Annotated in this window: 8 protein-coding genes; 2 read left to right on the top strand and 6 right to left on the bottom strand. The window is 73.3% G+C overall.

Annotated elements, in window-relative coordinates:
• Positions 1-45: 45 nt before the first annotated feature.
• On the top strand, positions 46-738 hold the full coding sequence (locus ACFPCY_RS01595; protein ID WP_378251728.1) for an SDR family oxidoreductase: 693 nt from the start codon (positions 46-48) through the stop codon (positions 736-738).
• Positions 739-967: 229 nt separating this feature from the next.
• On the opposite strand, the gene ACFPCY_RS01590 is transcribed toward ACFPCY_RS01595, so the two are convergent.
• Genes ACFPCY_RS01590 through ACFPCY_RS01575 form a run of 4 tightly spaced genes read right to left on the bottom strand, consistent with a single transcriptional unit; the run spans position 968 to position 7,020 of the window.
• Positions 968-1,576 carry a nitroreductase family protein gene (locus tag ACFPCY_RS01590; RefSeq protein WP_378251727.1) on the bottom strand — a complete coding sequence of 203 codons (609 nt, stop codon included), beginning with the start codon at positions 1,574-1,576 and terminating at the stop codon, positions 968-970.
• On the bottom strand, positions 1,576-2,502 hold the full coding sequence (locus ACFPCY_RS01585) for a sulfotransferase (protein ID WP_378251726.1): 927 nt from the start codon (positions 2,500-2,502) through the stop codon (positions 1,576-1,578). Before ACFPCY_RS01585 ends, ACFPCY_RS01590 begins: the two co-directional genes overlap by 1 nt.
• Positions 2,499-3,761 carry a DegT/DnrJ/EryC1/StrS family aminotransferase gene (locus tag ACFPCY_RS01580; protein WP_378251725.1) on the bottom strand — a complete coding sequence of 421 codons (1,263 nt, stop codon included), beginning with the start codon at positions 3,759-3,761 and terminating at the stop codon, positions 2,499-2,501. The genes ACFPCY_RS01585 and ACFPCY_RS01580 overlap by 4 nt, the downstream gene beginning before the upstream one ends.
• Positions 3,745-7,020 carry a type 2 lanthipeptide synthetase LanM family protein gene (locus ACFPCY_RS01575; RefSeq protein WP_378251724.1) on the bottom strand — a complete coding sequence of 1,092 codons (3,276 nt, stop codon included), beginning with the start codon at positions 7,018-7,020 and terminating at the stop codon, positions 3,745-3,747. The genes ACFPCY_RS01580 and ACFPCY_RS01575 overlap by 17 nt, the downstream gene beginning before the upstream one ends.
• Before the next feature lie 716 nt (positions 7,021-7,736).
• Between ACFPCY_RS01575 and ACFPCY_RS01570 the strand changes: the two genes are divergently transcribed.
• Positions 7,737-8,936: a family 3 encapsulin nanocompartment shell protein gene (locus ACFPCY_RS01570; protein ID WP_378251723.1), complete on the top strand. Its 1,200-nt coding sequence runs from the start codon at positions 7,737-7,739 to the stop codon at positions 8,934-8,936.
• A gap of 566 nt (positions 8,937-9,502) precedes the next feature.
• Here the strand turns inward: ACFPCY_RS01570 and ACFPCY_RS01565 are convergent.
• Together ACFPCY_RS01565 and ACFPCY_RS01560 are read right to left on the bottom strand one after the other, a co-directional pair.
• Positions 9,503-10,960 carry an MFS transporter gene (locus ACFPCY_RS01565; protein ID WP_378251722.1) on the bottom strand — a complete coding sequence of 486 codons (1,458 nt, stop codon included), beginning with the start codon at positions 10,958-10,960 and terminating at the stop codon, positions 9,503-9,505.
• Positions 10,957-12,612, bottom strand: a complete 1,656-nt coding sequence (locus tag ACFPCY_RS01560; protein WP_378251721.1) for an AMP-binding protein — start codon at positions 12,610-12,612, stop codon at positions 10,957-10,959. Before ACFPCY_RS01560 ends, ACFPCY_RS01565 begins: the two co-directional genes overlap by 4 nt.
• Positions 12,613-12,681 lie beyond the last annotated feature (69 nt).

Raw genomic sequence — 12,681 nt, 5'->3', positions numbered from 1 at the left:
GGATTAATATCGAGACGCAACGTCTTAGAAAGAAGGAGTGCGCAGATGCGCGTCGTCATCATGGGTGGTACCTCCGGCATCGGCCGCGCCGCGGCCGAGCGGCTCGCCGCGCGCGGCGCGGAGGTGATCGTCACGGGCCGCGACCCGGAACGGCTCGCCGAGATGAAGGCCGTCGTGGCCGGCGCCGAGCAGGTCGACGGCACCGACGAGGCCCAGGTCCGCGAGTTCCTGGAGCGGACGGGCGAGATCGACCACCTGGTGCTCGCCTTCAGCCGCAGCGGCACCGCGATGGGACCGGTCGCCGAGGTCGGCGCCGACGCCGTCCGGGACGCGTTCGAGGGCAAGCTGTTCGCCTACCTGTCGGTGATCCGGCTCGCGCACGGCAAGGTCAAGGGCTCGATCACGCTGCTGTCGGCCGCGTCGGCGCGCGCGGCCAACCCGGGCACGGCCGTGCTCGCCGCGGTGAACGGCGCGATCGAGCGGATCGTCCCGCCGCTGGCCGCCGAGCTGGCCCCGGTCCGGGTGAACGTCGTCTCGCCCGGGCTGATCGACACCCCGTGGTGGTCGTTCATCCCGGAGGAGCAGCGCTCGGGCACGTTCGACCAGTTCACCGCCGCGCTGCCGGTGCCGCGCGCCGGGAAGGCCGAGGAGGTCGCGGACGCGATCGCCTACCTGGTGTCCGCCGAGTACGTCACCGGGACGATCCTTCCGGTCGACGGCGGCGCCACGATTTCCTAACCTTACGGCGAGGGCAATGCGCCCCGGTCGGGCCGCGTGACGCGACCCGACCAGGGCTTTTTCAGGACCAGCATCGCGTTCAGGCCCGGCCTTCGGAGCCAGGACCAGCGTTCGCGTTCAAGACCAGCGTCACGTTCAGGCCCGGCGTTCGCGTTCAGGACCAGCGTCGCGTGCAGGCCCGGCCTTCGCGGACGGGACCAGTCTTCGCGTTCAGGCCCGGCGTTCGCGGTCAGGACCAGCGTTCGCGCCGGACGAGGTCGTCGAGCGGCTTGCGCATCGCGCGGAGGCGGGCGCGGTCGGCGGGATCGCCGTCCGGGGGCTCGGCCGGGTAGCCGAGGGTCATGACGCCGACGATCGCGACGTCCTCGGGAAGGCCGAGGAGGTCCTTCAGCTCGTCGGTGCGGTGGACGATGGCGAACCCGGCGGCGAGCCCGGCGTCGATGGCGGCGAGCTGGAGCAGCATCATCAGCGCGCCCGAGTCGACCCACCAGTACGGCGTCGGCCAGGCCATCTCCTCGCCCTCGGCGTCCACCTTGTCGGGCCGCCGGTAGCGTTCGTGGTAGGCGTCCTCGCTGACGCCGAGCACCAGCAGGACGGGCGCGACCGACAGCCACGGCTCGCGGCCGCGCTCCAGGTACCAGCGCTCGTCGGCGATCTCCGCGATGCGGCTCCGGGTCGCGGCGTCGGTGACGGCGACGACCCGGTGCCCCTGGCTGAAGCCCGCGCTCGGTGCCCGCCGGACGACCCCGACGACGCTCTCCAGCACGTCCTCGGGAACGGGGTCCGGCCGGTACCGGCGGACCATCCGGCGACGGGACAGCACCTCGCTGTAATCCATCAAGCTCCCTTTCGGCGGGGGACGAGGGGGTAGCGGTAGACGGGCAGGAGCGGCAGGGCGACGCCGGTCGCGACGGCTCGGTCGCGCGGCGGCTGGGTGGCGAGCCAGCGGTCGTCGCGGCGGACGCGCAGCGGGCCGCGCCGCAGCCTGTCCGGATTGCCCGTGACGGTGTGGTTGACGTGTAGGACGGCGTTGCCCTCGCCGTCCACGGGCGGATCGCCCGGCAGGTCGGCGAGCCGCATGATCCGGGCGAGCGCGGCGCGCGGGTCGCGGGCGAAGTCCTCGTAGCGGACGCGCAGGTAGCGGCCGGGGAAGGCGCGTCCGATCAGCTCGGACGCGAGGTTGAACCCGACCCAGTAGCCCGTGCTCCGCAGCGGGGCCATGGCCGGAATGTACTCCTTGACCGTCCGCCACGACTCGGCCGTCGCGCGCGGGTCGCGGACGACGTGCAGGACGCGGACGTCCACTCCGGGCGCGCCGCAGAGCGCGGCGGCCTCGGCGGGGAACTTCCCGCTGTCCACGATCACCGACGCGCCGGACTCCTCCGCGATCGCCTCGTACAGCCGGACCATGTCGGTCACCGCCGGGGGCAGCGCGAGTGAGCGGGCGCGCGCGGCCGACAGCCGGGCGCGCGTGTGCCGCGTGCGCAGCGACGCGTCCTGGCGGCGGACGGCCCGTTCGGCGTACTCGCGCCGCCGGTCCGGGTCGCCGCCCGCCACGCGGGTGAGGACGGCCGACCAGAGCCCGCAGTCCTCGATCTTGTCCCCGCAGCCGCAGAGCCGGTTGGTGCCGGTGCCGAGCACGCCGTTCGTCCACAGGTAGCGCAGCTCGCCGACGTGCTCCACGCCGTCCAGCTCGGCGAGCAGGTTGCCGATCAGGGTCGTCCCGCTCCGGCACCAGCCCGTGACGTACAGGACGCGGATCACGCGCCCCTCCCGCCGCGCGCCGCCAGGACCTTCCGGACGGCGTGGACGAGCTGGTCGCAGTCGCGTTCCGCGAGGTTCGCCGACAGCGGGATGTCGATCGCCTCGTCCAGGCGCCGCGCGGTGACCGGATACTCGGCGCGGGCCTTCGCCGCGTCGGGGAAGAGGAACCGCCAGTTCCAGAACGCGCGCACGTTGGTGTCTCCGGGATCGCCGAGCGCGCGCGCAGCGATCCCCTCCGCTCTGAGGGCCGCCGCGATCCACGCCGTCTGCGCGGACGTCGCGTCCGGCACGCGGAAGACCAGCGCCTCGCCGAGGTAGGCGTGATCGGCCACCGGACGGCGGAGCGCCACGTCCGGCAGGTCGGCGAGACCCGCCGCGACGCGGTCGTAGTTGCGGTGGTGCGCCGCGAGCCGCTCGGGCAGCCGGCGCAGCAGCCCCCGCGCCAGGGCCGCGCGGATCTCGTCCATGCGCAGGCCGAAGATCGGCATGGCGAGGTCGTCCACCGGCGGCGGATCACCGTCGAAATGCCGCGACATGCGCCCTTCGTACGCCCCCGCGTACACGATCGCGCGCGCGTGGACGGACGGGTCGCGGGTCAGCATGAACCCGCCCTCGCCCGTGTTCAGCGACTTGTCGGACTGCGTGCTGAACGCCCCGACATCGCCGAACGTCCCGAGCGGGCGCCCGCGCAGCCGCGCGCCGAGCGCCGGAACGGCGTCCTCCACGACCGGCACCCCGAACTCGCGCGCGACCTCCAGCACCGCGTCCATGTCGGAGGCGAAACCGCGCATGTGCACGACGACGATCGCCCTGATCTCGGGCGTCATGCGGCGGCGCAGGTCGGCGACGTCCAGGTGCAGGTCGTCGTCGCACTCGACCAGGACGGGCCGGTGCCCCGCCAGCCGGATCGCGCTCGGCGTCGCGGCGAACGTGAACGCGGGACAGGCGACCGCCGAGCCGGGCGGCAGGTCCAGCGCGAGCAGCCCGAGAGCGATCGCGGTGGTGCCGCTCGCGCAGGTCAGCGCGTGCGGGACGCCGAAGAACGCGGCGAGGTCGCGCTCCAGGCCACCGGTCTGGGTCAGCTCGTAGGGGCGGTGGTCGTAACGGAAGTACAGGCGGGCCCGGATCGTCTCCAGGACGAGGTCGAGATCCTCGTCCTCGATGAAGACGTCGCCCTTGTCGTAGGTGGGCCACGGTTCGGCGCGCACGGGTCGCGCGCCGTCGATCGCGAGCTGGTCCGGCTCAACGTCCACGGACATCGGGGATCCTCCAGGGAGCGGGCGGGTCGTGGGCGGGTCGGCGGCGCGGCGGCGCGAGGGTGAGCGGGCTGGGCACCAGATCCGGACACACCCGCCGGAGCATCCCGAACCCGATCCCCGACAGCCCGGCGAACAGCCCCGGCACGGGCGCCGGCAGCGCCGTCCGCCATCCGCCGCTTTCGGGGACCCATCGCGATCCAAGGTCCGATCCTTGGGCCGGTGGCGCCGCGAGTTCGAGGCGGGCGAGCGTGCCGTGGCAGAGCGAGTCGTCCTGTGGATCCCGGGCGTGCCGGACGGCGGAGAGGGCACGTTCCAGCAGGTGAGCGAGGTCGTCGTCACCGCTACTGAGCTCTCTGAGGGCGAGTGCCGTGCCTTCCGGTCCCCGGCACCAACCCGCTCCGGCTCTGGCTCCGGCTCCGGATGCGGCTGCGGCTCCGGATGCGGCTGCGGCTCCGGCTGCGGCTGTGGCTGCGGCTCCGTCCTCCGGGCGGACGGACATGAGCAGTCGCCTGGCCCGATCGGCGTACCGGGCGTCCGGGACCAGCCGATGGAAACGCATCAGCGCGACAGCGGCTCCCGGTGCTCCGTAACCGAAACCGGGGCCGTCCGGAGCGTCCTGGAGCAGGTGATCGGCGCAGGCACGCGCCACATCGAGGACGGCCTCGTCGGGCAGGACGGCGTGCAGCGCGAGCGCTGACAGGAGCGTGCCCGCCGCGCCGTCCAGCACGTCCGATTCCTGGGGCGGGGGCAGGGCGAGGAGTGTTGCGCGGGCGCGTTCGGCCAGCTCAGGCCGCTGATGGACGGCCGAGGCGTGGGCCAGGTAGTAGATCGCGCCGAGCCCGTGGAGATGGAAGCGGGGGTCCCCGGGCGACAGGGCGGTGGCGAGTTCGCAACGTCGTGCGACTTCGTACCCAACGTTCTCGGCCAGTCGCACGTTGTTACTAGTGAGAGTCGAGAAGTAGGAGAGGAACATGCCGATCCCGGGCAGCCCGCCGTACAGATCAAGCCCCGCCGCCGAGACGCGCCGCGTCGTCGCGTCCACCGCCTCGGTGGTGATCCAACCGATCCGTCCTCCGCCGTCGCGCAGCGCGCTGCGGTCGAGCTCCTGAGCAATCGCAAGCGCCACCCGAGCCGCCCACTCCTCATTCCGGCCGCTCGAAGATCCCGAAGGAGGCACCAACGAAAACCCCTGGCCGCCTACCGAAGCCCACCCGCCAACCTCCGCCAGCGCGGCCGCCGGCCGCTTGCCAGCATTCGACAGTGCGGGCGACGGTTGCTTGCCCGCCTCCGGCGGCGCTGGCGACGGTTGCTCGTCGGCGTTCGGCGGCACCGGCGGCGGTTGCTCGTTAGCCCTGGCCCGCGCGGGCGACGGCTGCTTGTCGGCGTTCGCGGGGGCGGGCGGCGGCATGGTTCCGAGTGCGGCGTCGATGACGCGTTCCTGGAAGAGGAGGTCGTCCTCGCTCAGACCGTCGAGCCGTTCGGCGATCTCGGCCAGCGGCGTGCTCGGCAGGACGTCGTCGAGCCGGGTGCCGTCCTCAAGCCAGAGATGGCGGTGCCCCGGACGAAGCTCGAAGACGGGCACCTCGCCACGCCAGAGCGCATCGCGCTCGACGGCGGTCAGCCGCGCGCGCTGCGGAACACCGGGCCATCCGGCATCCAGCCGGGCGAGGCCGCGCTCCCGCTCGTCCGCGCGCCGCATGGCCTCCGGACGCCAGCTCTCCAGCAACAACCGCACATAGAGAAAGGTCGAAAGCTGCACGAGCCGAATCGACACGTCCCCACACCCCGCGAGCGGCCCATCCTCCGCTCCCTCATCCATCAAAAGATCGGAGCCGGCCCCACCAGACCCGAACCCGGCCACCGCCGCATCCCCGGAGGTCAACGCACCCTGAGAACCCGCCTCGCCCACCGAGGCCACCCCGTCTGCAGGAGCCGACGCGCCTTCACAGCACCCGGTATCAGCGGAGGCCGTCACGTCCCTGGAAGGCAGCGTGTCTGCGGAGCGCAGTAGGGCGGAGCCTGCGCTGGCGAGGAGCCGGTAGGCGAAGCGATGTCCCTCATGCAGCGCGTCGCGGTGCGGGCGCGGATCGAGAGGTGAGCCGTCTTCGTGGCGTGCCCGTCCCGGGGGCGCGGGCACGGTCCGGTAACCGCGGCCGACCCGCATCCGGTCCGTCCCGGGGTTCTCGACCTTCGGCGTCGGGATCAGCGTGCGGCGTTCCGCGGGGCCGAAGGGGCTGATGTCCACGCCGAAGGGACGCTCGGTGAACACGTCCGGCATGACCAGCGGCCCGGGCAGCAGCCCGGTGCGCAGGACGGACGTCGCGAGCCGTTCCGCCGCCGGGTCTCCGAGCCGCGCGCGCCGGACGAGCGGCTGCGTGTGCTCGGTGTGGAACAGCGCCTCCAGGTCGATGACGACCGGATCCGCGCCGTCCGAGATGACGTTCTCCGCGTGCAGGTCGAAGCCACCGACCGCGTGCATCAGCGCCAGCAGCGCGCCCGTCCGCCACAGCAACGCGGGCGCGTCCCGCTCGCTGGTCGGCGCGGCCCGCACGAACTCGGTCCACCCGTGATCCCCGCGGTCGAGCAGCCTCAGCCGCCGCAGCCGGTGCCGGGGCCCGCGCTCGTTGAACCATCCCAACAACCGATCGAAGGCGAGATCGATGCCCAGACCGCGTGGCTTGTACACCAGCGTGACGTGCTCGAACGCGACGAGCGCGACCGACCGTCCCCCTCGGTGCGTCTCGGCCGACCCGAACCGCACCGAGCGAAGCTCGCCGAGCCCACCGCCGAGCCCATCACCGAGCCCATCACCGAGCCCACCGAGTTCACCGCCGAACGTCTCCCGGAGGGCGGGCAGGTCGGCTGCGAGATCCCTCGCGAACGCGCGCCGGGCGCCCACCCACCCGTCCAGCACGTCCACCACCTGCCGAGCGAGCACCGGATACCGTTCCCACACGGCGAGCGACCGCTTCGCCTCCCTCAGCGCCCGCACGAACTCCCGGAAACCCTCCTCGGAACCGACGCCCTCGTTGGCGGATGACTCGTCCGGTTTGGAAGCCGTCCCACCGGCACGCGCGGGCGCCGCACTCAGGCGAAGCTCATGAGCCAGCGACGGCTCGACGGCCATCGTGAGCCAGCCGTAAGGCGGCTCGGCCGTGAGCACGTCCACGAGGCCGGCGGGCAGATCGGCGGCGAGCGAGCGGCGTGCGGCGGCGATCAGAGGACGGGCCACTTCGAGCAGCCCCAGGTCCGATGGCATTCCGTCCACCGGCGCGGGACTCTCGTAGGCGGCCCGGAACGTCCGATGCCACCCCGGCTCGGCTGCCCGGCTCTCCCCCGCCCGCAACGCCTCCCACCAGGGAATCCCCCACTCCGTCGTCCCGGCGTCCTCTCGCCAACGATCGCGTCCCGCATCTCCGTCCATCCGCGGGTGACCATCGCCCTCCACGTTGTCCTCGGCGGAGGCGGAGGCGGGGGCGGCGGTGGCGGAGGCGGCGGTGGCGGTGGTGCCATGGGGTGGAGGACAGGCGGGAGCCGGGTGGCGGGATGGGCGCGGGCCGGTCCCGGTGAGGGGGTCCAGAACCGGGTCGGCGAGGGACGGAACGGTGAACGCGGAGTGTACGGCTACGGGCCGATGCGGGTCGGTGCCGGGAAGTGAGGACGCGGCCGTCGGGACGCCGCCGGGACGCGGGAAGGAGGATGAGATATTCCGCTGGTCCCGAGGGAAAAGGTGACGTTCCGCGTTCGGCTCGTCGTTGAATTCCGGCACCTCATCACCTCGAACGGTCCGAGACCAATCGGCAGGGCCCGTTCTATCACGGCGGGTATTTATCCAACAAGATTGCGCCCACCCCTTTCCATTTGTGCGCCGGTTGCTTAGTCTCCGAACTGGCGCAGACAAGATCGAGTGCGCCGACTCGGCCGGTCCGCGATCCGGAACGGCCGGGAAACGGCAATACACGAGGGGAGTTCCCCGTGCTGGACTACCTCATCGACGACCCGGCGCTCCGCAGCCGCAGCGTGGGCGAGGAGTTCGCGCTCGCGGTGGCGCGGGCGGGCGGCGGCGACGCCGTCGTCCGGGTGCGGACGCCACTGACCACGCTCTTCCCGCTCGCCTCCACCCGGCCCCGGCCGACCGTCCGCGAGCAGACCAAGGGCGGCACCGTCACCGACCACGCCCTCCGTTACGTGCGCGAACTCCGCGACGAAGGGTCCGGGGAACGTTCCGACACCGCCTACGCCGCCACGCCCGAGGCCGTGTTCCGGCCGTCCGTCGCGAAGGCGGAGCTGGCCGAGCTGTCGGTGCGCGTGCCCGTCCCGGCCGACCTGTGCGCCGATCCCGCGCTGCTCGCCCGGTTCGTCGAGCATCGGGTCGTGGTGCGGCTGTGCACGGTCGAGAACGAGGCGCTGCTGCGCGGCTCCCCGGACGGCGCGATCACCGGCCTGCTCGCCGCGCCCGGCGTGCGGCGCGCCTCGGCCGGCCCGAAACGCCTGCTGGACGCGCTGATGGACGGCTGCGCCGAGGTCGAGGAGATGGGCGGCTCGTGCGACGGGCTGGTCATGCACCCGGCGAACTACTGGCGCCTGGTCGGCTCCAGCGCGCTCGCCGCGCTGGACGCGGCCGGCCTGCGCATCACCCGCACCCGCATGATCGAACGCGACACGGTGCTGCTCGGCGACTTCCGCGCCGGCATCACCCTGCTGGACGGGGAGGAGTCGACGCTCGCGCTACGACGCTCCACCGCCCCCAACGGCTCGTCCGGCCCCGACACTTCGATCGGCCACGGCAGCTCAGCCGGCCCCGATACCTCGATCGGCCGCGGCAGCTCGGCCAGCCCGGACGCCTCGATCGTCCGCGGCAGCTCGGCCAGTCCACACGGCTCCGCCGGAGCGGGTGGCTCGGCCGATCCACACGGCTCGATCGGCCCCGGCAGCTCCGCCGGTCCACGTGGCTCCGTTGGACCCGGCGGCTCGGCCGGTTCAGACGGCTCGCTCGGAGCGAACGGCTCGGCCGGTTCCGACGGCTCGGTCGGCTCGGACGGCTTGACCAGGCCAGGCGACTCCGCCGGACCGGACGGCTTCGCCGGGTCGGACGGTGCGGCCGTGATCGTGGCGACCATGCGGCTCGGCCTGGCCCTGCACCTGCCCCAGCACTTCTTGCTGCTCGAACTCTGACGCACCCGCCCGGCTCCCGACCTCGACCTCGCCGCTCCGCCTCTCGACCTCGACTTCGTCCTCGGCCTCGTCCTCGACTTCGCTGCTTCCGCTTCCCGCCTCCCGGCCCCGCCCTCCTTCTCGACTTCGCCACTCCCGCCTCCCGGCCCCCGCCTTCGTCGATTCCCCGCCGCCCGGACTCCCCGCCGCCCGGACTTCGCGTTTCCGGGCTTCGGCTCCGGTCGCCGTCCGCTTCCCGACTTCCTCGTCCGCCGCCCGCCGAGCCGCCTTTCCGCTCCCGCTTCCCAGCGTCCCGGACATCCCCGGGCCAGCTCCCGGCAGAATTGGAGGTGAGCCGCATGCGCACGCCCCCGTGGTAACCACTCGGGAACGTTTCTTTCGGCGATGGGCCGTGTGTCGCCGAAACAATTCAACGTCCCCAGAACGCGATGAGCACGAATTCACGGCACGCTTTGAAAGAAAGGAGTGACCGCCATGCGCACGCCTCCGTGGTAAAGATTCCGAACGGCGCCCGCCGGGGTTCCGCCGGGATCGAGGGCTCGCTCTCGTCCGGCCGGACGGCCCGGTCACGGCACGCTGTCAGCGGCGTGGCCCCCTTCGGCCGCGTCCCGGCGCCCGCCATCCGCTCCGGGTGGCGGGCGCCCCGCGCAGGTGCCGCCGATGAGCGCGGTGAGCAGCAGCGACAGCGCCATCCCCGCCCATACCGCCCGGAACCCGGCCGCCGACGCGCTGTGCAGCAGGGCGGTGAGCCCGCCGATGCCGATCGCCGAGCCCGCCGACCGGGCGAGCATGATCAGCGCGCTGCCGCTGCCGGATCGTCCCGCCGGGACGGCCGCCATCGACAGCGTCTGGAGCGCGATCGTGAGCACGGTCGTCCCGGCGGTGCCGACGATCAGCGCAGGGAGCAGGACGAGCGCGTACGGGCCGTCCGACCCGATGGCCGCGGGCCAGGCCCAGCCCGCCGCGCCCGCGATCCCGCCGCCCACGAGGACGGCCCGCGTCCCGAGCCGCCGCAGCAGCGGGCCGCTCAGCCACGACGACAGCGCCGACGTCAGCGGCGCCGGGGTCAGCGCAAGCCCGACGCCGAGCGTGGAGTAGTCCCAGCGGGCGGTGAGGAACAGCGCGGCGGCGAGCGGCACGGCGAACGACACGACGCTCGCCAGCACCATCCCGCCGTTCCCGAGCGCGGTCGAACGCGCTCTGAGCAGCGTGAAGTCCACCGACGGACGCGGGTGACGCAGCGACGCGAGCACGCCGAGCGCCGTGGTCGCCGCCCCGGCCGCGACCGGTCCGAGCACCCGTCCGGACGTCCAGCCCCAGTCGGGTCCGCGCACGAGGCCGAGCACGATCCCGGCGACGCCGACGGCGAGCATCGCCGCGCCCAGCAGGTCCGGGAGGCCGCGCGTCCCGTCCCGCCGGACGGCCCGGACCCCGAACGCGCCGCAGCCGAACGCGAGCACGCCGAGCGGCACGTTGATCAGGAAGATCCACCGCCAGCCGCCGAGCGCGACCAGCGCCGAGCCGAGCGCGGGACCGGCCGCCGCCGCGATCCCGGACACCGCCCCGAACAGGGCGAACGCCTGCGCGCGGCGGCCGGGGAAGGCGTCCACGCCGATGGACATCCCGAGCGCCACGACCCCGCCGCCGCCCCCCGCCTGGAGCAGCCGCGCGCCGATGAGCGCGCCCGGTCCGGGCGCGAGCGCGCAGGCGAGCGACCCGGTGGTGAACACCGCGAGCCCCGTCAGGTAGATCCGGCGGGGCCCGTAGCGGTCGGCGAGGCCGCCCGCCGGAAGGAGCACCGCCGCGAACACCACCGTGTACCCGGTGATCGTCCAGGACAGCCCGGCCAGCGTGCTGCCGGGGAAGTCGCGGAGCAGCCACGGGATCGCGACGCTGACGACGTTGTAGTCCACGACCGCCATGACCTGCGCGACCAGCACCGATCCGAGCGCGAGGACCCGCCGCCCCCGGTCCGGCCCGGCGGCCGGGGCCAGCGGTCCGGCGGGGGCGCGGCGCGGGCTCACCGGGCGGCGGGGTCCGCCGCGCGGCGGGCCAGGGCCTCCTCGATGTCGCGCTTGCGGACCTTGCCGGTGGGGGTCTTCGGCAGTTCCTCGACCAGTTCGAGGCGGTCGGGCTCGAAACCGCGGGTGAGCCCGGCCGTGCGGGCGAGGTCGCGCAGGTCGTCGAGCGTCGGCGGCTCGCCGGCCGGGACGACGACGGCGACGACGCGCTCGCCGAGCACCGGATCGGGCTCGCCGACGACGGCGACCTCGGCGACGTTCGGATGCTCCCGCAGGACGCCCTCGACCGCGACGCCCGGAACGTGCACGCCACCCCGGTTGACCATGTCCTTCACCCGTCCGACGATCTTGATGCCGGCGCGTCCGTCGGGCCGCGCGAGATCGCCGGTCGCGAACCAGCCGTCGTGCAGGGACGCGGCGAACAGCGCGTCGTCGTCCTGGTAGCCGAGGCACATGTTCGCGCCGCGCACTTCGAGCCGTCCCGGCTGACCCTCCGGGACGGGGCGCCCGTCGTCTCCTACGAGACGCACCTCCATCCAGTCGACGGGACGTCCGTCGCTGTGGACGGCGATGTCGTCCGGATCGCCCGGACGTCCGATGGTGACGCCGCCGTTCTCCGTCATCCCCCATAGCGGCAGCAGCGGAAGACCGAACACCTCGTGCACGCGCGCGGGCATGGCCGGTGGGATAGGCAGCGATCCCGAGACGAGATACCTGAGTCTTACCTTCCGCGGGTTCGCGTCCTGCTCCTCGATGAAGTCACCGAGGACGGACGGCGTGATGTACGCGACGGTGATCCCGTAATCGTGCGCCAGGTCCAGCAGGTCCGCGGCGTCGAACGCGTCCGCCCAGACGGCCGTCCCGCCCGCGAGCAGCGGCGCGAGCATCCCGTACAGCCAACCGCCCTGGCCGCCGACCACGCACGGCGTCGTCATGACGTCCTCGCCGGTCAGCCCGAGCGGATCGACGTAGCCGCGCGCCATCGCGTAGAGCGTGTTGAACGAGTGCCGCACGCCCTTCGGACGCCCGGTCGTTCCGGACGTGTACATGATCTGGAAGAGGTCGTCCGGGCCGGGCCGCTCCAGGTCGAGGTCGTCCAGCCGGACGGACGGCGCGAGCAGCGCCTCGTCGAACCGCAACGCGCCCTCGGGGACGTTCTCCCCGACGACCACCAGATGCCGCAGATCGGGCAGCCGGTCGCGCATCCCGGCGATCACCGCGGCCGGTTCGAGCCCGCGCACCCCGTCGATCGTCACCGCGACCCGCGCGCCGCTGCGCCGCAGGATCCACTCGGTGTCGGACGCCCCGGTCGCGATGAAGTACGGCACGACCACCGCGCCGATCCGCCCGCACCCGAGCGCGAGGACCGTCGTCTGCCACTGGTTGACCAGTTGCATCGCCACCCGGTCGCCGCGCCGGACGCCGAGTTCGGCGAGGCCCGCGGCGCACCGGTTCACGGCGTCGTGGAGGTCGGCGTAGGTGAGGAGGCGGTCGGGCCCGCGCGAGGTCTCCCAGCAGTGCCCGACGACGGCGAGCCGGTCGGGGGCCTCGCGCGCCCAGCGGTCCAGGTCGTCCAGGAAGGTCTCCCTCCGCCACCACCCGAGCTCGTGGTAGCGGCGGTGCTCCGCGTTGATCACTTCCGGCCTGCCGGTCATCGTCGACCCCTTCCGTCCGCGTCCCCCAGCAGACCAACACGGACGTCTCCCCCGGACAACGGCTGATCA

It is taken from the genome of Actinomadura gamaensis, assembly GCF_042652125.1.
Classification (GTDB): domain Bacteria; phylum Actinomycetota; class Actinomycetes; order Streptosporangiales; family Streptosporangiaceae; genus Spirillospora; species Spirillospora gamaensis.
The sequence above is the reverse complement of the archived record's forward strand: the minus strand, read 5'-3'. Positions and strand labels throughout refer to the sequence as shown.

Bases quoted from the DNA above. Each gene is read 5' to 3' on its own strand.
- ACFPCY_RS01595 (WP_378251728.1), top strand. From the start codon at position 46: ATGCGCGTCGTCATCATGGGTGGTACCTCCGGCATCGGCCGCGCCGCG.
- ACFPCY_RS01590 (WP_378251727.1), bottom strand. From the start codon at position 1,576: ATGGATTACAGCGAGGTGCTGTCCCGTCGCCGGATGGTCCGCCGGTAC.
- ACFPCY_RS01580 (WP_378251725.1), bottom strand. From the start codon at position 3,761: ATGTCCGTGGACGTTGAGCCGGACCAGCTCGCGATCGACGGCGCGCGA.
- ACFPCY_RS01575 (WP_378251724.1), bottom strand. From the start codon at position 7,020: ATGCCATCGGACCTGGGGCTGCTCGAAGTGGCCCGTCCTCTGATCGCC.
- ACFPCY_RS01560 (WP_378251721.1), bottom strand. From the start codon at position 12,612: ATGACCGGCAGGCCGGAAGTGATCAACGCGGAGCACCGCCGCTACCAC.